Annotated in this window: 20 protein-coding genes; 15 read left to right on the top strand and 5 right to left on the bottom strand. The window is 61.5% G+C overall.

What is annotated here, in order from left to right; genetic code table 11:
* Nucleotide 1 precedes the first annotated feature (1 nt).
* The 9 genes from J3D46_RS23500 (at nucleotide 2) to J3D46_RS23460 (ending at nucleotide 5,881) form a co-directional block, all read left to right on the top strand.
* Nucleotides 2-1,348 carry a ParB/RepB/Spo0J family partition protein gene (locus J3D46_RS23500; protein ID WP_253469395.1) on the top strand — a complete coding sequence of 449 codons (1,347 nt, stop codon included), beginning with the start codon at nucleotides 2-4 and terminating at the stop codon, nucleotides 1,346-1,348.
* Nucleotides 1,349-1,598: 250 nt separating this feature from the next.
* The gene (locus tag J3D46_RS23495; RefSeq protein WP_253469393.1) at nucleotides 1,599-1,976 is read left to right on the top strand and encodes a hypothetical protein; all 378 of its coding nucleotides are present in this window, start codon (nucleotides 1,599-1,601) and stop codon (nucleotides 1,974-1,976) included.
* A 460-nt stretch (nucleotides 1,977-2,436) separates the two neighbouring features.
* Entirely contained in the window at nucleotides 2,437-2,703 is a 267-nt protein-coding gene (locus J3D46_RS23490) for a glutaredoxin family protein (RefSeq protein ID WP_253469391.1), read from the top strand.
* Between the two features lie 5 nt (nucleotides 2,704-2,708).
* Nucleotides 2,709-3,590 (top strand): single-stranded DNA-binding protein, encoded by an 882-nt coding sequence (locus J3D46_RS23485; protein WP_253469389.1) that lies wholly within the window; start codon nucleotides 2,709-2,711, stop codon nucleotides 3,588-3,590.
* A 140-nt stretch (nucleotides 3,591-3,730) separates the two neighbouring features.
* On the top strand, nucleotides 3,731-3,991 hold the full coding sequence (locus J3D46_RS23480) for a hypothetical protein (RefSeq protein WP_253469387.1): 261 nt from the start codon (nucleotides 3,731-3,733) through the stop codon (nucleotides 3,989-3,991).
* On the top strand, nucleotides 3,988-4,578 hold the full coding sequence (locus J3D46_RS23475) for a thermonuclease family protein (protein ID WP_253469385.1): 591 nt from the start codon (nucleotides 3,988-3,990) through the stop codon (nucleotides 4,576-4,578). Before J3D46_RS23480 ends, J3D46_RS23475 begins: the two co-directional genes overlap by 4 nt.
* Nucleotides 4,579-4,618: 40 nt before the next feature.
* Nucleotides 4,619-4,879, top strand: a complete 261-nt coding sequence (locus J3D46_RS23470; RefSeq protein ID WP_253469383.1) for a chemotaxis protein — start codon at nucleotides 4,619-4,621, stop codon at nucleotides 4,877-4,879.
* Between the two features lie 7 nt (nucleotides 4,880-4,886).
* On the top strand, nucleotides 4,887-5,402 hold the full coding sequence (locus J3D46_RS23465) for a hypothetical protein (RefSeq protein ID WP_253469381.1): 516 nt from the start codon (nucleotides 4,887-4,889) through the stop codon (nucleotides 5,400-5,402).
* Nucleotides 5,399-5,881 carry a hypothetical protein gene (locus J3D46_RS23460; RefSeq protein WP_253469379.1) on the top strand — a complete coding sequence of 161 codons (483 nt, stop codon included), beginning with the start codon at nucleotides 5,399-5,401 and terminating at the stop codon, nucleotides 5,879-5,881. The genes J3D46_RS23465 and J3D46_RS23460 overlap by 4 nt, the downstream gene beginning before the upstream one ends.
* Here the strand turns inward: J3D46_RS23460 and J3D46_RS23455 are convergent.
* Nucleotides 5,825-6,259: a hypothetical protein gene (locus J3D46_RS23455; RefSeq protein ID WP_253469377.1), complete on the bottom strand. Its 435-nt coding sequence runs from the start codon at nucleotides 6,257-6,259 to the stop codon at nucleotides 5,825-5,827. The two genes, J3D46_RS23460 and J3D46_RS23455, sit on opposite strands and share 57 nt — an antisense overlap.
* Nucleotides 6,260-6,661: 402 nt before the next feature.
* Here J3D46_RS23455 and mobF point away from each other — a divergent pair, with 402 nt between their 5' ends.
* The gene (gene mobF, locus J3D46_RS23450; RefSeq protein ID WP_253469375.1) at nucleotides 6,662-11,074 is read left to right on the top strand and encodes a MobF family relaxase; all 4,413 of its coding nucleotides are present in this window, start codon (nucleotides 6,662-6,664) and stop codon (nucleotides 11,072-11,074) included.
* Between the two features lie 10 nt (nucleotides 11,075-11,084).
* On the opposite strand, the gene J3D46_RS23445 is transcribed toward mobF, so the two are convergent.
* The 3 genes from J3D46_RS23445 to J3D46_RS23435 form a co-directional block, all read right to left on the bottom strand.
* Nucleotides 11,085-11,555 carry a hypothetical protein gene (locus J3D46_RS23445; RefSeq protein ID WP_253469373.1) on the bottom strand — a complete coding sequence of 157 codons (471 nt, stop codon included), beginning with the start codon at nucleotides 11,553-11,555 and terminating at the stop codon, nucleotides 11,085-11,087.
* A 385-nt stretch (nucleotides 11,556-11,940) separates the two neighbouring features.
* Nucleotides 11,941-12,129, bottom strand: coding sequence for a hypothetical protein (locus tag J3D46_RS23440; protein ID WP_253469371.1), 189 nt, complete (start codon nucleotides 12,127-12,129; stop codon nucleotides 11,941-11,943).
* Between the two features lie 29 nt (nucleotides 12,130-12,158).
* Nucleotides 12,159-12,974, bottom strand: coding sequence for a hypothetical protein (locus J3D46_RS23435; RefSeq protein ID WP_253469369.1), 816 nt, complete (start codon nucleotides 12,972-12,974; stop codon nucleotides 12,159-12,161).
* 189 nt (nucleotides 12,975-13,163) lie between these two features.
* On the opposite strand from J3D46_RS23435, the gene J3D46_RS23430 reads away from it, so the two are divergent.
* The 5 genes from J3D46_RS23430 (at nucleotide 13,164) to J3D46_RS23410 (ending at nucleotide 21,227) form a co-directional block, all read left to right on the top strand.
* Nucleotides 13,164-14,198 (top strand): hypothetical protein, encoded by a 1,035-nt coding sequence (locus J3D46_RS23430; protein ID WP_253469367.1) that lies wholly within the window; start codon nucleotides 13,164-13,166, stop codon nucleotides 14,196-14,198.
* Between the two features lie 347 nt (nucleotides 14,199-14,545).
* A complete protein-coding gene (locus J3D46_RS23425) occupies nucleotides 14,546-14,812 on the top strand; it encodes a hypothetical protein (protein WP_253469365.1) in 267 nt (88 codons plus the stop codon).
* A gap of 49 nt (nucleotides 14,813-14,861) precedes the next feature.
* Entirely contained in the window at nucleotides 14,862-15,803 is a 942-nt protein-coding gene (locus J3D46_RS23420; RefSeq protein ID WP_253469363.1) for a hypothetical protein, read from the top strand.
* Between the two features lie 145 nt (nucleotides 15,804-15,948).
* Nucleotides 15,949-18,858: a tetratricopeptide repeat protein gene (locus J3D46_RS25110; RefSeq protein WP_253469361.1), complete on the top strand. Its 2,910-nt coding sequence runs from the start codon at nucleotides 15,949-15,951 to the stop codon at nucleotides 18,856-18,858.
* Between the two features lie 944 nt (nucleotides 18,859-19,802).
* Entirely contained in the window at nucleotides 19,803-21,227 is a 1,425-nt protein-coding gene (locus tag J3D46_RS23410) for a hypothetical protein (protein WP_253469359.1), read from the top strand.
* A 73-nt stretch (nucleotides 21,228-21,300) separates the two neighbouring features.
* On the opposite strand, the gene J3D46_RS23405 is transcribed toward J3D46_RS23410, so the two are convergent.
* Nucleotides 21,301-21,456 (bottom strand): hypothetical protein, encoded by a 156-nt coding sequence (locus tag J3D46_RS23405; RefSeq protein WP_253469357.1) that lies wholly within the window; start codon nucleotides 21,454-21,456, stop codon nucleotides 21,301-21,303.
* Nucleotides 21,457-21,693: the final 237 nt, after the last annotated feature.

Here is a 21,693-nt window from a genome sequence, read left to right as displayed (position 1 = left end):
CATGAATGCAACACCCACGCTCGAACTGCTCGACCCCACCACCCTGACCGTGGACACCAACGTCCGCAAAGACGCTGGACTGACCAAGGAGTTCGTGGCCAGCATCAAGGAACACGGCGTGCTGGTGCCCGTCGTCGCCCACCGGACCGAGGACGGAACCGTGCACGTCCTGATGGGACAGCGCCGCACCCTTGGAGCCGTAGAGGCAGGAGCGGCGACCATTCCCGTGCTCGTCGGAGCGACCCCCGAGGAAGCGGAACGCCTCGCCACGCAGGTAGTGGAGAACGACCACCGCAGCGCACTCACGGACGGCGACCGCGCCGAAGCGTTCCACCAAATGGCACTGCTGGGAGTGAGCGCCAGCGTCATCGCCCGGAAGATGGGGGCCAAGAAAGCAGTGGTGGAAACCGCGCTTAAGGTCAAAGCGAACGCCACCGCTGCCCAGGCATTGGACCAAGGCCTGACGCTGGAACAGTCTGCCGTGATCGAGGAATTCGCGGATGATGCCGAGGCAGTGGCCACGCTCGAACGCCTCGCTACTGAGAACCCCGGAAACTTCGCCCACCGGGTGCAGCGGCTCCGGGACGAGCGCAGGAATAACGCCCTGCTTGCCGAAGCTTGCGCCGAGGCTGCCGCCAAAGGCCTGACCGTGTTGGAACAAGATCCCGGCTACTACGATTACAAGGGGCCCGCCGCGCTGATCTCCGCACTGACCACCGCCGAGGGCGAACGCCTCAGTGAGACGGACGCGGACGCGGTTTACATCGGCATCGGATACGGCGGGTTGGTGACACAGTTCGCCGTGGCTGACTGGAAGGCCCGTGGGCTGCGGAAGGACGGCAAGTCCCCGGCAGGAGGGATGACCGAGGAGGAAAAGGCCGCACGCCGGGAGGTCATTGAAAACAACAAAGCCATGGATTCGGCCGAGGTGGTCCGGAGGGAGTTCGTCAAAAACGTGCTGGCACGCAAGGCCCTGCCAAAGAACGCGCAGAAGTTCATCGCCCACACCATTGCCCACGGCAGCTACATCCTGACCAAGGCCTTGAACAAGACCGAACTCACCGCCGAACTGCTGGGCACCGGCACCGGGTATGGCGAGTTCACAGCCTACGTGGACAAGCCCACCACCAAACCCGAAACGGTCACCCTCGCCATGATGATCACCGCGTACGAGGCGAACATCGATCGCACGAGCTGGCGGAGCCGCCACAGCAACACCCTCTACTACCTCGCCCAGCTCACGGCATGGGGATACGAGGCCAGCGACGTTGAAAAGATCATCCTCACCGACCCCGAGGCAGAAACCGAGGAAACCACGGAAAGCGCGGACGAACCCGAAGCCGCCTAGACCCCTTGCCGGGCGGAACCCCCACCGCCCGGCAAGGCCCCCGGCCACTCACCACGAGCAGGGCCGGGAACCTCCCAAAAGTCGGGCGGTCCGCCGCCCAGGGGGAACCACAGCAGCCAATCACCAGCGACGGACCGCCGTTCAACGCCACCAGGCACACCCAAACAAAGTGCCGCGCCGTCCCATTCACTAGAACTTCTTCACTATTAGTTAAGAAATCTTTGTCAGAGGCCACCGCTAAGCTCATCCCATGGCAGCACAGACAGGAGTCACCATGACCACGCAGACACCCCCAGGGGTCACGCTCGCCGAGATCTTCCCTGGCCTGTCCCCAGTCCTTGACCACGTGATGATGGGGGCTTTGATCTTCTCGGCCGTCGCCACAATCTATCTGGGCATCGGATGGATGATCGCCCACTCCAGAATGGAAGACCTCGATGGCGACAATGACACCCTCCCGTTCCACATCGGTTTCGTCACCGCCATCTCCCTGCCGCTGATCCTGCTGAACAGCACGCGCAGCATTACCGGCCTAATCCTCGGCTCAGCGATCGGAGCCATCCTCGCCCTGGGCGTATACCTTCTCCGGCGTCGGCACCGAGCAACACACCCACGAACAACGCCCTAACGCGCAAGACTTCAGTCTTGTAGACTGAGCCACAGATTTCCTTTGTCCGAGGAGAGCGAAGCAGGACCGGCAGCGCCGGTCCTGCTTTGTTTAACACCTAGAACCGGGCACCTTCCCCATGGGCAAAGCCACCCGCCGCCGACCCACCCTGTGCTGGGGAACAGTTCTTTTCAGCCGGGACCACACACTGGGAAATCCGGGCGAACCTGACATAGGCACAAGAACGCAGCGCCCAGGGCAGCTCTCAAAGAAGCCGGGGGAGTCACCCCGGGCTGCTTCCCGCGATCTTCCAAACCGCACCAGACGCCCAAATCACCAAAAAGCGACCACCAAAATTGAGGTAAAAACCCCTATAAATCAAGGGCCAGACCCTTTTATTCTGATGAATACACCTTAGAATGGTAGTAGCAAGTCAGCCAGACGAACCTAACCAAAACTGATACGAAACGCGGGACTGAAAATGACTTCCTCAATCACCGATTACACGGTTTACACCAAGCCCGGTTGCCCGAACTGCGACCGCACCATGGAGTACTTCGACTCCAAAGGCATCACCTACACGCCCGTGGACATCACCGAAGTGGCGGCAGCGCTGGAATACATCACGGCAGAGCTTGGCTACTCCCAGGCGCCCGTCATCGTGAACAACTCCGATGACCAGGACCACTGGTCAGGCCTCCGCCGGGACAAGCTCGTCCAAGCGGCCATGAGCCACAGGGCAGCGTGAGGACCGTGACCACCCCGCACCCGGTGGACGGGTTCAAGATCAGCCCGCGGATCCCGTTGGAGGTGGACCTGTTCCGGGAAACCAACCCCAGCGGCAGGATCTACCCCGACACCCAGGACTACGACCCGTACGCCGGCTACTACACCAACCCCTGCAGCATCGAAGATGACCGCTACCTTGACGCGATCAACCGGGCCCCGATCGGGGCCGGCGGTCTCTGGGACAAACACACCGCAGACCAGCACCAACCCAACGACCTCACCCACGACCAACCGGGTGGGACCGAACCTCAGAACGAAACCGGCACCGACACCGAGAACACCACCAGCACACGAGGAAAAGGAACCATCATGGCCGGCGAAACCACCATTACAGTCATTGGAAACCTGACATCTGACCCAGAGCTGCGTTTCACTCCGGTTTCCCGTGAGTTCGGGAAAACTGACGGTACTCCGGTTGCGAACTTCACCATTGCCTCGACGCCCCGGACCTTCGATTCTGCCTCAAACGAATGGAAAGACGGGGAGACATTGTTCCTCCGGGCGAGTGCCTGGCGGGAGATGGCTGAGAACGTCGCAGCCTCCTTGTCCAAGGGTTCCAGGGTCATTGTCTCCGGACGGCTGAAGTCCCGGTCCTACGAAACCAAAGAGGGCGAAAAGCGCACCGTCATAGAGCTTGAGGTAGACGAGATCGGGCCCAGCTTGCGTTACGCCAACGCGAAAGTAAACCGCACCCAGCGCAGCAACCAGGGCGGTGGAAACGGCGGAGGTTTCGGGAACCAGAATAGCGGCGGACAGGCTACCCAGCAGGACGACCCATGGGCCTCGAACGCGCAGACCAACGCCGGTTCCTGGGGCAACGGACACGACTCCGAACCCCCCTTCTAACCACGACTGCCGGGGCCAGCGTGCGGCCGGCCCCGGCAGGACTTCACCCTTCAAATAAAGGATTTACACATGCCAAGTCCAAGGAAGTTGTTCGAGGCAGCAGCTGTTCCAATCCCAACCTGTGCCCGTGGCCTGAGTCGATGACCAAGAACCGCAGGAAGAAAGGGTCCTACTTCTCTGAAGAGGACATGAAGCAGATCCGTGCAGCCGTTCAGAACGTCGGCAAGCTGGAGGGCTATGTCTCCGTTGCGGACCTGGTTGAAGCAGCTGCGCGTCGCGAGCTTCGGCGGTTGCAGCGCAAGTACAACGACGGCCGGAAATGGCCGGGAGTGGAGGCCGGCGAAATACGCCCAGGGCGACGGACCCGAGCCGAGACAGCAGCAAGAGAGGACCACCCATGACCAACACTCGATACAAGGGCCGGCTCCTGCACGGCAGCGTCTTGGCCGTTCTTGCCCTGACAGGATGCACGTCCCAGGGCGGACCGCAGATCGTTCCCGCCGGCAGTCCGGCGCCGCTGCATGAAGTGCCCTGTGAAGCGACGGGCACGGCGGCGCGGCCGCCGGCACTTAAGGTCCCGGCCAGTGGCCCGTACGCCGTGGAGAAGGTTGTCGATGGGGACACGATCCGGATCAGCTGCAACGGCACGAGCACCCGCGTCAGATTCGTTGGCATCAACGCCCCGGAAAGCGTCAAGGAAGACGCACCGGTGGAGTGCGGCGGACCGGAAGCGTCCACCTACCTGCACTCACTCCTGGACGGGCAACAGGTCTTTCTCTCCGCGGATCCCGTCCAAGGGGTCCGGGACAAGTACGACCGTCTTCTTGCCTACGTGTGGACCACCGACGGCACCCTGACCAACCGCACGATCCTTGAACAAGGTCACGCCGAAGCAACCGGCTACGGCAAATCCTTCGCCTACAGCGAGGACTTCACCACGGCCGCCGACCAAGCCAGAAAGAACAAGGCCGGCCGATGGAACTGCTGAGACCACCGACCAGGCACCAACCAATCGTTAGGGGAACACCGTGGCCGTCGTTCTGATCTTCTTCGCCGCGTTCGCCGCCGTTGCGCTGGGCGGCTGGATCATCTACGCACTCACCCACCCGGTAGCCGCCGGCCAAGGCATTCTCATCTTCTTCTGCAAGGCCGCCGGAGTCATCGCGTTGATCACCGCCGTCGTGTCCTGGCTCGGTCAGAGCCTGCTCCATGCAGTGCCACCGTCCCTGTTCATGGTCGCGTTCTTCTTCGCCGCGAACAGGCTGGAACGCCGTTGGCGGCGGTGGTAGTTCCGCGATGGATACCAGCACACAATTCCTCATTGCCTTTCTCCTATGCGTTTGCCTGCTCGTTGCAGTCTGGATCGGATTCGCGTCCTATCGGCGCGTGAGCCCGGAGCTGCGCGCTTTGCTGGAAGCAGATTCGGCCTATCGTTTTGTGCAGACACGCTACTTGGAACGGACCTCACATGCGGAGACAGGGAAGGAATTCGTCAGGATCAACCGCGAACACTCTGCTCCCGTGCCGCTGCTGTTTCGGCGGGCCCTCTACCTCTACGTGGGCCATAAGCCACGCGGCGGTCTGCTAAACCTGGACTTGTCGAACCTCAACGGCCGACACAGCACCAGCCTGATCATCATCGACACGCGTGACCTCCTGGCCCAGAACCGGCCCGAGTCCATCAGGTACCGCAAGTACGACGGCGCCCTAGCCATCATCGGCGGACGATACGAAGGTCCGGCCCGAATCATCGATGCCGTATCTCACCGGGAGGCTCGCCGTCGTCTCGAACCGCCGGCCACGACGCCATGAGCGCACCCGACGAGTCCGGACGCTTTTGGTCCAAGGTGATCAAGGGACCGAGGGAAAATGACTGCTGGCTCTGGACGGGCGCGGTCGGTGACGACGGTTACGCGCGCTACTGGATCAAGACCCCCACGGGTCAACAGGCTGTCCGTCCGCAGCGCTTCGCACACTTGCTGTTGACCGGAGAGCAGCTGGATCCCGACACCAAGCTCATGCACTCCTGCGATATTCCACTATGCGTCCGCGCGACGGGCGGGCCGGATAGTCACCTGTTCCCTGGGACGCAAGCGGAGAACCTGATTGACCGGTCACAAAAGAGACGCCACGCCAACGCCCATTCGTGGCGTTGGCATGGCGTCGGCCGCGCGAACTTCGCCGCTCAGTCGCGGCAGCTCCGTGATGCGCTCAAAGAGCACGGATGGGATGATTCAGTGATCCGACCCCTCATGTCCGGACAAGACCCCGACGCTCCCACTCTCTTCTGAATTCTGAGTCTCGGCAGTCGCAGCTTCGGTGCCGGCCTTGGCCTTCTTCGATGTGGCTACGTCGATGCTGCGGACGTAGGAAACGCTGACGTCCAGGAGTTCGGCTATGCCTTGTCGGGTCTCGCCGGTGGCGAGCATCTTCCGGACAGTTTCCTTGGCATCATCAATGGCCGCGGCCGCGTTCTTCTTCGCCGTGGCGATCAGTTCGGCCGCCTGCCGTTCGGCTTCTTCGACTCCAGCTTCGGCCATCATCGTGGCTGCGTGGTAGTCGGTAGCCAGCGATTGAAGTGTCGCTTCGCGTTCGCGCCGTTTCGCGGCCAGCTCCTCGGTCTTCCGGCGTGCCTGAACGATCATCGTGTTGCGTGTCTTGCCAGCCATCACGGCCCCTGTGGTGTGGTCGGTTTCCTGTCTCCGGTCCCCATTCTTGCAGAAGCCCCTGGTCCACCCGGAAACCTAACGGTTTAGAAGCCCACGCGTGTTCGATCCCGAGGGGACGGCAGGGGCGTTGCGGCCGACCTGTGGGCGCTGGCAGGGGTTAAACACAACTTGCCTGGGCAGGCAAGGAACCTCTGTTTGATGTCTAGCTGTGTATAACCCCTGCCAGCGAGTATCAACAATCAAAGCTGCCGCTTTTCATATGGATACTCGCATCAGAATGATGGACTCAATCCGACGTTCTTCGAACCGATACTCGCTAGCTCGCATCACGCTCAAAACGCCAAATTCAGTCACACCTCTTGCATTTCGAATAAATGAGGCCGATTCCGCTAGAGTCGGGTCATGATGTCGCTGCACGTTCTCAGTGCTGGCACCGGTTACCTGTACTACACGCAGGAGACCGCCAGCGGTGATGAGCTGCGCGCAGGCGACCGCCAATTGGGCGACTACTACACCTTCCAGGGCCTTCCGCCGGGTCAGTGGCTCGGACGCGGAGCCGAAGCGCTGGGAGTGTCCGGGACCGTCACCGAAGCCCAAATGGCCAACCTCTTCGGGCAGGGCCGTCACCCGGAATACGAAGCCATCCTCGCCGCGAAACTGGCCGAGGGTCTTCCCGCAAAAGCGGCAGAAAAAGCCGCGAAGGCCGAGGCGAAACTGGGACGCCGCTACTACGACTACGGCCCCAAAGACAACGACCTTGCACAGGCCATCAGCGTCCGCGAGAGCGACTTCGTACGCATGCAGGGCCGCAAACCCACAGCGGGGGAGCGGCACCGCATACGGGCAACCGCCGGGGCGGTGATGTTCCGTGAAGGACACGGCCGCCCGCCCGCGTCCAAGGAAGAACTGGGCAAGTACATCACCGCGCAGCTGCGTCCCCAGCAGAACGCTGTAGCCGGGTACGACCTGACCTTCACGCCCGTCAAGAGCATCTCCGTGCTGTGGGCTCTCGGCGATGCCGACACCCGCCGCCTGGTCGAAGAAGCCCACCAGGCCGCGCTCAAACAGTCCGTGGAGTATCTGGAAACCCACGGCCTGGCTACCCGGTTGGGTACCAACGGCATCGCCCAAACCTCCGTCAAAGGCGGACTGACGGCGACGGCGTTCCGGCACCACGATTCCCGCCTGGGGGATCCGAACCTGCACACCCACCTTGTGGTCTCCAACAAGGTCCAGGACCTTCAGGGGAACTGGAAGACCATCGACGGCAAACTCCTCCACCGCTCCGCCGTGGCCGTCTCGGAACACTACAACACCCGGATCCAGGCCTACCTGGAAGAGCACGGCGTGGAGTTCGAAGCCCGCACCGTCAACGGGTCCAAGCAGCCCGTCATGGAAGTCGCCTCCGTGCCCCGCGAGCTGAATGCGCTGTTCTCCAAGCGCAGCACGGGCATCCGTTCAAGCCTGACGGAACTACGTCAGGCGTACGAAGAACAGCACGGCCACAGCCCCGACCAAGCCGCCCTGATCAAACTCGCACAGGCAGCAACATTGGACACCCGGCCCGACAAAGAGAAGCCCAAGACCCTCGCCGAACAAGCCCAAGCATGGCGGCAGGAAGCCGCAGCCCTGTTCACCGAGAAGGACCTTAGGCGCATCACCGGTGCCCGTTCCCGGACACTCCGCCCCGCGACTGCCGAGATTGATATTGACGCGACAGCACGTCAAATCGTCGCCGCTGTTTCTGACAAGCGCTCCACCTGGACGGCGCAGAACATCATGGCAGAGGCCAACCGCTGGGCACGCGAGCACGCCGTCGAGCACGGCCCGGTCCCGGCCGGCACCATTGAACGGGTGGTCTCCCACAGCCTCAGCACCGCCTCCGTCCGCATCACCCCGGACCAGGTTCACGGCCGGTTCGAAGCACTCACCCGCAACGCCGGAACAGCAGACTTCAACCACCGCACCGACACCCGGTACACCTCCACGAAAATCCTCGAAGACGAAAACCTGCTCCTGCGAGCCGGTAAGAAGGACGTCATCCCGGCAGCCTCCATGCAGGACTTCGACGCCGCCGTCGACGACTACAACCTCGCCGTGGCCACCGGAGAAAAGTCCCACCCTCTGGACGCCGGACAGATTGAACTGGCACGCGAGTTCGCCACCTCATCGAAACTCCTCAGTGTCGGCATCGGTGCCGCCGGTACCGGAAAATCCAGCTCCATGGGCTTGGTCCGGGCAGCGATCACCCACTCCGGCGGCAGGGTCATCGGCCTAGCGCCCTCAGCCGTGGCGGCGGCGAATCTGGGCGAACAGCTCGGCATCACCGCGGCGACGACAGACAAGTTCCTACTCAGCCCCAACGAGGCTTTCAAGGTCACACCCGGCACCCTCGTGATCGTCGATGAAGCAGGGATGCAGGGCACCGGCAAACTCGCCGACGTCGTTAGGGCAGTGGAAGCTGGCGGCGGACTCGTCCGGCTCATCGGGGACGACCGGCAGCTCTCCGCCGTCCAAGCCGGCGGCGCGCTGCGGTTGCTGATCAACGCAGTCGGCGCAACCGAACTGGAGACCATTCACCGGTTCCACAGCCCCGAAGAAGCAGAAGCATCCCTGCTCCTGCGCACACCCACCGAGCACGAAGCTGACCCGTTCGCCTGGTACAAGGACAACGGACGCGTCCAGGCCGGAAGTATCGAAACCGTCGAAGGGTTGGCGTTCGGACTCTGGCAGAGCCGCCTGAACCAAGGTGACGCCGCGGTGATGATGACACCGACCAACGAAAGCTCCCAGCGCCTCTCCGAACGTGCACAGGCCTACCGGATCGAGACCGGCGAAGTCACCGGCACGGGAACGTCCGTGCAGCTGCGCGACGGCTCCCACGCATGGGCCGGGGACCACGTAGTGACCCGCCTGAACGATTCCCAGATGAAGGTCAAGAGAGGCCGGGACGTCGTAAAGAACGGCGACCTTTGGACCGTGGAGCAAGCCCACGAGGACGGGTCCCTGTCGGTCAGTCACCTCGAGCACGGTGGGACCATCCGGCTCCCTGCAGAGTACGTCTCGGAGCACGTCCACCTTGGCTACGCCCTGACCACCCACCGCGCCCAGGGCATGACCAAAGATGCCGGTATCCCGATCCTTGATGCGTCCACCACGCGTGAGAACGCCTACGTCGCCGCAACGCGTGGCCGGGATGAGAACGTGCTGTTCGTCGCCGTCGAGGAAGGCCAAGACCGCGACAGTGTTCTTGCCGCTATCGCCGGGAACCACAGCCATGATTCCTCCGCACACGAGACCATGGCCACCGAGTACGAACGCATCAACTCGCCCCTGACCCTTGCCGATCAGTACCGCTACGTCACCGAGGAAGCCAACACACTGCGCATGGCCGCCATGGCACGGGAGATCCTTGGACCGGACGCTGAGAAGTTCATCAACGCCGAGTCCTGGGGAGCGGTAGCCACCCATCTGGCGAAGGCCGAACAAGGCGGATGGGACACCGCTGGCCTGCTGCGCACCGCAGCCGGCCAACGCGAGTTCCAGAGCGCCGACGACCTCTCCGCCGTGCTCGCCTGGCGGGTGGAAACGATCATGGACAAGGCCCCAGAGCTGATCGCCCAAGCAGGGGAACGCCCCCTGCAAGGACTCACCGACGAGCAGCTGGCCACGCTCCGTGCAGAGGCAGAAGCTGGTGCCCGGGCCGCCCGTGAAGCAGCTGCAGTCCGCGGGCCGAAACCAGCTGACCATTGGACCAACCGCCGGCACGGCAAGCTCACCGACGCCGAGCTGGAACGCCGGATCTTCACCACCAGGTTCACCGCACGGGAAACCTCTTCTATCAACGACCCGGCACAGGCCCGCCGAGCCCACCAGCAGCTGCGCGCGCTCCAGGATGAACACCGGATCCGCAACCAGCAGCTCAAAGAATCCCAGCGCGCGGCTGAAGCCGCCGAACGCGGCGGCCGCAGCGTCTACGGGCAGAACCCCGCCGCTGACGCCAACACCCAACGCGCATGGGGACACGAAACGATCGCTGCCCGCGCCCGGGCTGAGGAACGCCTACGCACCCTCACACCCCGGCCCGTCACTGCTGTGCAGGTACCGGACAGGCTGCCGGAATGGCTCGTCCCGTCACGGGCGGCAGCAAGCCCGTACCTTCCCCAGCCTTGGAAGGAAGAACTCGCAGCCCGACGCGAAGTACTCGCCGCGAGGTTTGACGAACGCGGCCACCTGCTGGCGGCCACACCACCAGAATGGGCACAGAAACTCGGACCCGTCCCGATACGCCCCGACGCTGCCCAGCAATGGCGCGACACCGCGGCAAGCATCGAAATGTTCCGCGCCCGCTACAACGTTCCCGAAACGGAGGCCACACCCGTGCCAGAACGGTTCAGAAACGAAGAGATCGGCCAGCAACTCCACGACCAGGCAGTGACCGTCTCCAAGCGCTCACATGCCCTGCCCGAACGCGCCACCAACGAAGACCGGACGCTGGACGCTCTGCGTGCGGTCGAGCGCACCAAGGACACTCACGCTCCCGAATCACCCGCGCAGCGTGCCACCGACGCGGACCGGCAGGCCAACGTCCAGGAGCCGGCTGCCATCACGCCCGAGCAGGCGGAAAAGCCGCGTCTCCGCAGCCGGTTGGAGAAGATCACGGCCGAGCGGAACGCTGCACGGCTCGCGGCGCAGCAGCAAGCACAGCCGCAAACCGAGCAAACGGCCGAACAGAAGGAAGCCGCCAAACAGCAAGCCGAACGCGCAGCGGCCCAGGCACGCCAGAACCAGCAAAACCACGGCCGCGAACTCTAGCCGTTACGGATCATGGCTCGGAGTAGGTCACGCGTTCGCCGCCCCTCAGGACGGCGTGGGGGGACTCGTGCCTGATCCAGCCAATCCCATCCCAGAATTTCCTTGATTCGGCGTCATCGTTCAGGGCGGTCATGCGCGGCAGCGGGTTCTGGTGTCGGATCGCCTGCAATGCCATGCGGCCAATCCCCTTTCGACGCATGGGGACAGCGACTTCGAACGCGAGGATGTCGAGTTGCCCGTGCGGGAGGTCGCCGAGAACCGGGTGCGTATCAGCACCTGTTACGACGTACTTGCAGCGCGCGACTTCCCGGTCGCGGAGCAAAAACGACACCCAGTGTTCCTCGGCCGGCGGCTCGTTCCCGTAATTTTCCCGCCACCATGACTTCACGAAATCGGACGAGCCCTCGTAAGTCGGGGACCAGTACTGGCCCTTGCGTACGGGCCTTCTGCTGACGATCTGAAGGTTATCGGCGCCGCTCATTGAGCGACTGTATCTGATTCCGCCCCGGAAGGCGGGGGAGACCGCAGCCTTCCGGCTCAAGCGCAGAACCGGGGATCACACGATGTTAGGCACTGAGACGGGAGGGGCCGATTTCCTCCCGAGTCTACGCTTAGTGCGTCTGTAGCTTGAGGGTTCGGTTAAAGGCCACTATCAGGGCACGCGTCCAGATTCGAAACGGAACGTACGTTCGCTTGTCTTATCTCCATTACCGGCGCTGTCTGACGAGGGGCTCTGGTCAGCGCGCCACGGCAAGGAAACACGCGGAACCTTCAGTATCCTCGCGGTTGCACCGACGAGTAATGCCAGCCCGCCGCTGGTCGCTGAACTTTTGCACGGCAAGTGTGGCAGCGACAAAGAGCCCGGGCTAAGCCTTCTTGCGGGTGCCCTGAGCCGGTTCGACTTTGGAATGGCGACCGGCTGTGAGGTCTCGTGGTACAAGCCATGAACGGCGACGGGCGGTCTTCAGCGCAAGCGGAGCGTCCGGGATTGCCTTCTTGGCTGTCGTCCGGATGAAGCCGACGCCCCCTGGAGTTACTTCGACTTGATTGCTCATGCCTACAGTGTAGGCCGTTAGGTTGACTTTTAGCTGCGTCCGACCGCAGCCGCTATTGCAAACGCTGGTGCGAGTTCAGCTGCGATTAACTCGGCAAGGAAGACGTCGCCTTTGGACAGCGAGCCAGCTCTAGGGGCATCAACTGCCACCATGCCGAAAATTGCTCCGCTCGACCAAATGGGGGCGCGGATAAAAGTTCGGTACCGCGCCTGGTCACCCTTATAGTGCTCAGGAGCTTCGGCAGAGGTGTCGGTGTAGAGCTCCCCTTCTGGTGAGCTTCCCGAAAGATATGTCAGAATCTCAGCGCCGTCAGGCTTGTCAAAGGAGAACGTGCGAGGGACGTCATTGCGTCCCAGGCGGGCCAAGGGGTACAGCTCATTCGGTTCCTTCACGGCATATACGATGGCCCGCACATCGGTGCTAGCTGGCATCATGGCGCCCAGCGCGCTGCAGCAATGTGTGGCAATGGTCTTCAAGCTTTCATGCAGCACCTCACGGCTGGAATCTGCCGGATCTACTGAAGCGATTTCAGCCATCAAATCCAAAGCCGGGCCAAGCTTGTTCCTCAGCTCTTTCATGGTCTCGTATCTGGCGTCGGTAGCGGACTTTTTCTCTTTGTCCTCCCGGACTGCCTTGATGAGCAGCAAAGCCGTGGCCACGGCCCCTGCAATGATCGCCGCAGTCCGAAGAATGGTGGCCATCCCACCATCGAGCTGTGCCCACCCCATGAACGCGGTGGCGATACCGGCCAACGTCGTCGGTGCGACAGTCAGCAGGAGGCTGGACCGATCAGTCCAGATGCCTCCACGGCTGACCGGCCCCCCGGCCCGAGATTGCTTGGACATGCTCACCTTCATCTGAATAGCGTGTGTTGTACCTGAGAAGTTCAACAGGACTGGCCGGATACTTCCACTACACTGGAACTACGGGTAAACCCGCCAGAAAGTTAACTCAGATTCTGAAGATGACTCAAGGGTCCCCTGGCCGGTTTACACGTTCAGCTTGAAAGGGCCCAACTAAGTCCGATGGTACGCATGAAAGAGATCGACTTAGATCGGTCCCGCGGCCTCAGCGCCAAGGAGAGCAGTACATTTCAGGCACGCCGGACCCGACTATATGGCCAGTTCGGGACGTCAGCCGACAACGCAACTGATGCTCTGATTGATCGCTTCGGGGCACCAGGGCTCTTGCTAACGGAAGGGCTACGAGTACGAACTCATTTTTCCTATCTTGAGAAGCCAATCCCAGGAGAGGACGTGTCGGACCGGACCGCACCAAAACGCGCTTTTCGGCCTCCGGCCACGATGATCCTCTCAAGCAAGGGAGCAGCCTTGCGCATGTACCTCACGGCTCTGGCCTATGCACAGATCAGAAATCGTCCCGGCCGCAGAGCCCTATTGGACATACCACTGACAACTTTCTCGCGGGAATGGGGATGGAGCGACCTGGTGGCCACCTCAGCGGTTCAAACCGGGCGGGGAAAGTCCAGCTCGGCGATACGCGATAAGAAGGCCAGAACACTGGCTACTGCTCTGGACACTCTTGAGGAAGCGAAACTGGTGCATCTCCCCGGCATGCCCGGGAAAAAGGGCAGGTACGAGGGGTTCAGTCTCCTGGACGAATCGGGATGGCAACGAGGCGGAGACCCGCTTCCCTACATAGTCCCCTTAAAAAATGAGGACTACTTCACCCTGCCGGTTGGATTCATTACCCAAGGGTGGCTCCATGTGCTGGAAGACTCCGAAATCGTCCTTCTTCTGGCTATAGCATGCCGCCGGGGTACCCTCACAGCAATAGGAGAGGACCCGGATATCCTCCCGAGCGAAGTAGCAATCCCCGCGGACGTGAGACTGAGAAACTACGGGATTCACCGCGATCCCTTCTCAGCAGCACGCAAGACACTTGAATGGTTCGGGCTTCTCAAGGTTCGGGAAATAGACCGAAACTATGACGGGAGCGCCCAAGATTCAGCAACCAAACTTCATAGGATCTCATTGCTTCCCGAAGGGTTCGAATCCCCGGCCCTGCAATCTGTCCGCGAGACCATCGACCACCAACTCGGCTTGTGAGCCCCAAGTTCGAGGAGAAGCAACCCCAAGAGCTGGCGGAGCCCGGGACTTCGACGCGAAGCAACCCGGCCCGCCGATGTCCCGCAGTAGCGGAAGGATCGCGACCCAGGACATAGCCGGGAGGGGGCGCTGTGTGGACACCTTTAAGGAGTATTAGTAATGCGTGGTGGGAGCTCCGGCACAAACGACGAATTGTCCTTCGCCGCGGAGCAAGGTCCTTCACGCTGACCGTTCCTAGAGAATCAGGCCCCAATCTTGTTCAGGGCCGGCTTGCACCGCGTCCCCAGCTGCACGGAACGCGCTCCGGCATTTTCGGAGAGAGCACAACGAGCGCCTACCTTGACTTTGTGATCATCAGGAACCGCGTCGGAAAGTTTCAGGGCGTCGGAGTTCCGGACGAATATCAGCACCAAGGGTGGGCCACAGATATGGTCTACGCGTTACTGACCCACTACCCGGACGTTCACTTCTACAACAGTTCCCTGAATGAGATGTCCGGTCCGCTGTTCATAAAAATTCAGACCGAACTGCCTGGGCGCATCGCACCGATCGGCATCCATGAAGACGGCGGCTACGAAGTAGACACTTTGTGGAGGCCTGGGCCACCGAACTGATGACAGTCACCATGTGATGTCCCGGATGGGCGGGCGCTAAGCTTCCTGAGTGAATGAACCGATCAAGAAGCAGAGTGATGTGCCCGGTAACTCCATCGCCGGCGCAGTAGGCTCAATCATAAGCACCCCATTCATTGTCCTTTTCGTAGCGATCTGGACAGGGACCGTTTCCGGGCCGACGAATCCAGCCTTTTGGCAGCAGCTGTCGCCGCTCGCTATTGGTGTGCTTGTACTCGCTCTTTTGATCTTCCGACCAACGCGAAGGTTCATTTTCAAGCACCTGAAAAGGCTCGCTGTATGGCTGCTGGGCATTCGGGTGTACGGCAAGAGGAGCCGGGACGCTCTCATGGAGCAGGGCAAGGACGAAGCTCTTGCAGAGGTAAAGGCCCGAAACGCAGCCCCGTCGCCGTTCAACATCACGTACAAACATCGCTCCCCGGCAGACGGCAAGGATTGGTTTAACTGGTATGACTTCAACGAAATGGCTGGCGAGACCCTTCACATCACCGCACCTAAGAATCAGATAGTTATGCCGAAGAGGGATGGAGCCACCATCCCTGGAGACAACGCCTCCGATCCGAACAGTTTTAGCGCCCGGGTAACTGACAAGGGGCACTTGGAGGGCATCGATTTTCGCGTCGAATGGACAGACGAACAGGGGTATCCGCGATGGGACTTTGTTCATGTCGGGCCCACCGGTCAAGCACTCCAGGGGGTTCCCACAGGAGTCCCCGGCCAGATGCAATACGGGGAATTCCTCACGAATTCAAACATCCGCGACCGCACGCTCACTGTCGAGTGGGTCTCCACAGGTGAGGTTGTCGGCAGGCTTACCCCGAACGGCAACGCCTGGAATGTCGAAGTTGGGCGGCGCGAGGGGCGGGTAAAACCAGAATTCATGTTCCAAGATCACCTCGGTGTGGCTTCCACTCCCGCCGAGGGCGTTGAACGACTCCGGCGCAATGCCTACAAGGAAGACCAGGAAGCATGATGGAACCCCAACGAGGGCGCTGGCAAGCAGTGCGTACTGGGCGCCGCGAAGGGAATGGGGTGAAGCTTCGGCTGGGACGTGTGAAGATGACCCCAAACGGGTGACCGATTCGGCGTTTGGATTGTAGAGGATCTTGGGGTGAGACGTGGCAGATGATCCGGGTGAGCACCAGTGGACCCTTGTCGAGCGAGCCTATTCGGACTGGCTGGCCGCTGCCCGGGAGAAGGCCCGCGGCGCCGTGAATCTGGCCCGCAGGATCGCCCGGAAGATTGCCGAGACGGAGACCTCCGATGGCGTCCCGAAAAATTGGACCACGGACTTCGTCTCCGAAGCCGATCGCAAGTGGGCCAGAGGAACCGTGGCTCGCTGGGAGAAGGGCGCCGGCGCCGCTAGACGCCAGCCACAGGCCCCCAAGGACGGGCCGGTCCGGGAAGCGCTCGTCGAAACGGTCACGGCGCTCGTCCCGAAGCCGCCGACAGAGATGGAATGGGCAACGTTCCGGGAGTTGCTCGAAGCATTCACAAGCGAACGGACCGAACGCCAGGAACGGGGAGCGGGACAGGAGAAGGCTCGGGCTCTCCGGGAGCGGGACGAAGGCCGGCACCAGTTCCTGGCCGCATGGCCGGTCCCAGCCGCACAGCTGGACCCGCTCTCCCTCGGCCTCGGCTCATGGGCTTTCGCTGGGGCACTGCCGCCATACGTCCCCCGCACCGCCGACACCGACCTGGCCGCCCGGCTCCAGAGACCAGGGGTCACCGTCGTGGTTGGACCGCCGAAGTCGGGTAAGAGCCGCAGCATTTTTCAGATCCTTCAGCGAGTCCTTCCTAGCGGGCTGGTGTGGTGGGCGAATCCCACCCCCACCGTCCTACCCGAGCTAGTTGGTGCCGCGCAGGCCACCTGCCGGTTGGATGCTGGACCCGCGGAGCGCCCCGAGGCCGTCGTTCTGGACGACGCCGGCCTTATCGGCACCGACCCCATAGAGGGGCTCACCGCTCAGCGCTTGAATGACCTCACAGCCACGGGGGCCCACATTTTTGTGGTCCTCCACGACCAGGTCCTTGCCGAGTGGGAACACCAGCTCACCCACCGGCTGCCCGTTGACAAGACCTCCGCCTCAGGATTGGGGGTGACCCGGGAACTGATGGACCTCCTCAACCACCGAGTACGCTACGCCCCCGTCCTCGATGACACCGAGACCGCCACCCACGCCTACGACGGCGCCGACGAACGGCTGAAGTCCTTCGACTTGGCCCGACTAGCCGAGGCCTTCGCCGGGGTCCAAGCCCTCCGCGAACGGGCTCAGAGGTTCCTCAGCGACCCCACCGGACTAGAGGCAGCTCTGCTCGAGGCTGCGATCGACGCCACCATAGCCTTCCCCACCGGCACCACCATCGACATCCTTTGCATCCTCACTCAAGCCCACTACCATCGCCGCCAGCCCAACCGCCCCTGGCGGCCTCATCGCCTCGACCAGGCAATTGACGCACTCACGACCGGCATCACCGAGAGCTCACCCCACGCCATTCTCACAACCACAGACCACACCTCCTACCGACTTTTTGACGCTCTGATCCCCGAGCTGCTGAAACCAGACAGAGACACCGATGGACTCCAGAAGACCCTCAAACAGGGAATTATGGTCGAAGCTGGAATAGTCACGGCCCTCTACCAGATCGGCCGGTGGCACGACTCCAATCGCCAGTACGGCAGAGCTCGGGAAGTCTTGACGGATGCTGCTGAACATGGCAGCGATCTAGCCATGCTTGGACTCGGACATCTGGTCGGTGGAAGCGGAGATCTGAAGGGCCAGCGCACGTGGTGGGAACGTGCCGCCGACGCCGGCAACTCTTACGCCATGTACAACCTCGGCCTCCTGGCACATGACGTCGGGGACAAAAAGGGGGCGCGCACCTGGTGGGAGCCGGCCGTCGACGCCGGCAACTCTGTCGCCATGCTGAGCCTTGGCGCACTCTTTTACGAAGCCGGGGAAAGAGAACGGGCGCGCATCCTGTGGGAGTCGGCTGCAAAGCACGGGCAGCCTGTCGCCCTGCTTGGCCTCGGCAACCTTGCTCGTGACGATGGGGACGTAGAACGAGCACGCACCCTATGGGAACGTGCCGCCGAAGCCGGCGAAGCTGACGCCATGTTCAGCCTCGGCCTCCTGGCCGACAAAGCCGGAGACACAGAACGGGCCTGCACCCTGTGGGAGCAGGCCGCAGAAGCCGGCAACACTGACGCCCTGCTGAACCTCGGAGCAACCGCCTACTTAGCCGGGGACAGAGAACGAGCACGCACCCTGTGGGACGAGGCTGTCGCGGACGGTAAGGAGACCGTCCTGCTAGACGCCGCCGACGCCGGTGAAGCTGACGTCATGTTCCACATTGGCCTCATGGCCGACAAAGCCGGGAACACAGAACGGGCCTGCACCCTGTGGGAGCAGGCCGCAGAAGCCGGCAACACTGACGCCCTGCTGAACCTCGGAGCAACCGCCTACTTAGCCGGAGACAGAGAACGAGCACGCACCCTGTGGGAAAGGGCTGCCGAGGCCGGAAGTGAGTCCGCCATGCTGGGGGTCCTTGCCCATGACGATGGGGACCTGGAACGGGCTCGTACTCTGTGGGAAGGCGGAGTCGAGGCCGGCGATCCTGACGCGATGTACCATCTGGGGGTCCTTGCCCATGACAGTGGGGACCTGGAACGGGCTCGTACTCTGTGGGAGCAGGCTGCCGAGGCCGGCGACACTTACGCGATGTACGAGCTGGGTTTCCTTGCCCGTGGCGATGGGGACCTGGAACGGGCTCGTACTCTGTGGGAGCAGGCTGCCGAGGCCGGTGACACTTACGCGATGTACGAGCTGGGTTACCTTGTCCGTGATGATGGGGACCTGGAACGGGCTCGTACTCTGTGGAAGAGGGCTGCCGAGGCCGGTGATACTGACTCCAAGCCGCAGATGGCATATGACGCCATGCTGCAGTTGGCTTGTCTCGAAGAGTCCCGCGGAGATTTGGCTGAGGCGGAACGCTGGCGGCTCCTCTCACGTGAGCCGAGAGTTTAAGGCACCCACTGACGTGATCTTCTCGTGCCACGATCTCTCATTGAAGACCTGACGACCCTTCAAGGTGTCAGCGGGATGTCACCACAGATTCTAGCCAAGGTGCTACGAAAGGATGCGAGTGGAAACCTTGGGCGCGGTAACGGCTAAGCCTGCACCAGTGGTTCCGGCGGCGTACCGCGGCTGACGCTTTCAGTCTTCCAGCCGCAGCAGATACTCGCGCCCCGCAGACTACCTCCTACTTTATCCGAGGGCGCTTCCGCCATCTTGTCTCGAATCGCTCATGTCAACGGTGAGTAGATCCTTCTACGCCGCCAGAAAGTACACACCCCCAACCCGCAGCGACACCCCCCTATGTCCCGCTGAAATTAAACCAGGGGTTCCACGGAAATAAGAGGCGCCGAGAACAACCAACGAGGTCTGTTGGAGAAGGCTGCGGGCTCCAAATTACGGAACACCCAATCAACACTGCTGGTTCATCGGCAGGCGAGCGGAAACGAGGGGAGGAATCAAATGCGTAGTGCGAACCAGCCTGCAAAAGCTGAGCACGGGGTCAACATACGCGAATGGGTGAAAACTACGGCAGTAGTCCTGTCCACTTTGCTTGAAATCATTCGACTATTAGTCGGCTAATGTCCGCGATGACTGAGTGCGAGGTGTCCTGACCGACTGGGCAGGACACCTCACACGCCGAGAGGAGGCCGGCCGTAAAGCGAGATCTACGAGGCCACTACGAGAGAGACCTTTGGAGCCAGCTCTGGAGACTTGTGGTGCCCTTCACACTCCTGGCGTGGCCCGGCTAAGCGAACCCAGTTCCGGGAAACACGGAAGGGTGGCTGAAGAATTCTCCTGCCGCCCACTGATCTGCTCTAGCATCCGTCGTTTACGCTGGCGAAGTAGAAGACTGGCGATTACCGGCACAGAACACATTTAGATTGGGGAGTTTCGTGCTCGACGCGGAGTATGTACAAAGGGTTCGAAGACATGCGCCCTCTCAGCTTCTGCCGCTGGCGGCACACGTAGGATCGACGTTCGCACCTGGGCAGACACAAGTCACAATCGGTGACACGCTAGTGACCCCCTGGGCCCTTGCTGACATAGCCCGCGTCAGTTTGGTCCACGGCAGGGAGCACAGAGGCGCACCGGCTGACTTCGCCGATGTTTTGGAATGTGTCGATTGGTACAACGACCTCGATGATCCAGACCTGTTCGCCCATAAACCCGGTGCTTTGACGAACTTTTCTCTCCGTATTGCCGGAGAACAACTCGTCTATAACCTTCCCCCGCAGGCGACAATTTCTCGTTCGGTCGCCATGCTGGAGCAAACCGTTCCATCAAGGACGCCAAGGATAATGCGCCCTGGTTGGGCCGAAGAGCTTCTGGGTGGCTCGGTCGCTGACTTCGTGGGGACAGGATTCTTACTTCAGACAGCATGCGGGCCCAACGTCGGGTTGTTCGATCTCTCCTGGGTGGAGGACCAGAACCCGATTGGCCTGGACGAATATATGGACCTCGCAACCGTCCGAAAGATTTTGAGAACCCAATTCATGTCCACTTTAAAGGAGTTCAAACGCAAGAACATTGAGAACGACCACCCGGGGCCCTATCGGCGCTTCTCCCACAACCCGCTTCTGAACACTCCCGCCATTGCAGGCGTTGTGGACAAGCTCATCATCCCCGTAGCGCCTGTGATCACAAGAAAAGTCAGCCCACAAGGGATCTATTACGCAGGAATGGCAAAGTGGGGAGACTCTTTCTCTGACGATATGGGTGACCTGTTCGAGCAGTACGTCGGCAGGCAGCTCAAACTTGTGCCCAATGCGCTTGTATACCCAGAGATCATCTACGGGCCCCAACGGAAAAAGACCATTGACTGGTTCGTCGTTCTGGACAAAGCGGTGCTGTTGATAGAGGTCAAGGGCGTAAGGCCAACGGAATCGGTCCGAATGGCCGACGCCAGAGCCAGCAAAGAACTTACCCGGATGCTGGGGAAGGCGTTTGAACAAATCAACAGGACCAGTCAGTTGATGGATGAGGGCCAGCCTGAGCTTGCCATCATTCCACGCTCGCTCCCTCGCATTGGGCTAGTAATCACCATGGAAGATTTCCATGTGGTGAACTCGACCTTCGTCCGGAACTTGTACCGAAGCGATGAAGGTATCCCAGCATTTGTTGCCAGCGTCGCGGAACTTGAATGGGCCGTCACGTTGGATCGCCCGCTGGACTCGCTTCTGCTCGATCTTGTACAAGATCCTGAGTCCCAGGGAGGGTCAATTCGTTCAAAGTATGGGTCTGAGGAAGCCCGGCCGAATCCAGTCATCCAGGAAGCTTGGGAGACATATCCTTTCAGCAAGATTCACGGGAGCAACTGACTTGGAGGCAAGTCCCGGAGACCGTCCTTCGTGTCTAACAGCCGGCTGGACCGGCATCGAGGTTAACTTTGGTTTACGTGGTGCGGGAGACCTCTTCCAGAATGGAGTAAAGTCGGCTGCCTCCACCGTATCGATTGCCGCGCATGCCTAGGATGCTGTGCCGTCGGCGTCCTGTGACGCGGTAAACCCGGCCAGGCTCGAGGATCAGCTCGTGTTCGTTGAACGGCATTGAGGGTCTCCGCGGGTCAGGCCCCGGCGGCCCCCACCAGGACGTCATGGACAAATGCGGCGTCTGGGATCATCTGCTCTTTCCCTCCCTATGAGCCCGGTAGCGACCTGCTATCCAGTCGACCATCACAAATAGGGCTGCTACTTCTGCCAGGTCAGCGCGCGTTGGCTGCCGAACTTCCGGCCACCCCTGCTCATTCTGATTTTGGAGAAACTCTGACCAAACCGGAAGGAGCCC

The organism is Paenarthrobacter sp. A20 (assembly GCF_024168825.1).
GTDB lineage: Bacteria > Actinomycetota > Actinomycetes > Actinomycetales > Micrococcaceae > Arthrobacter.
This window is presented reverse-complemented; position numbering and strand designations above follow the sequence as displayed.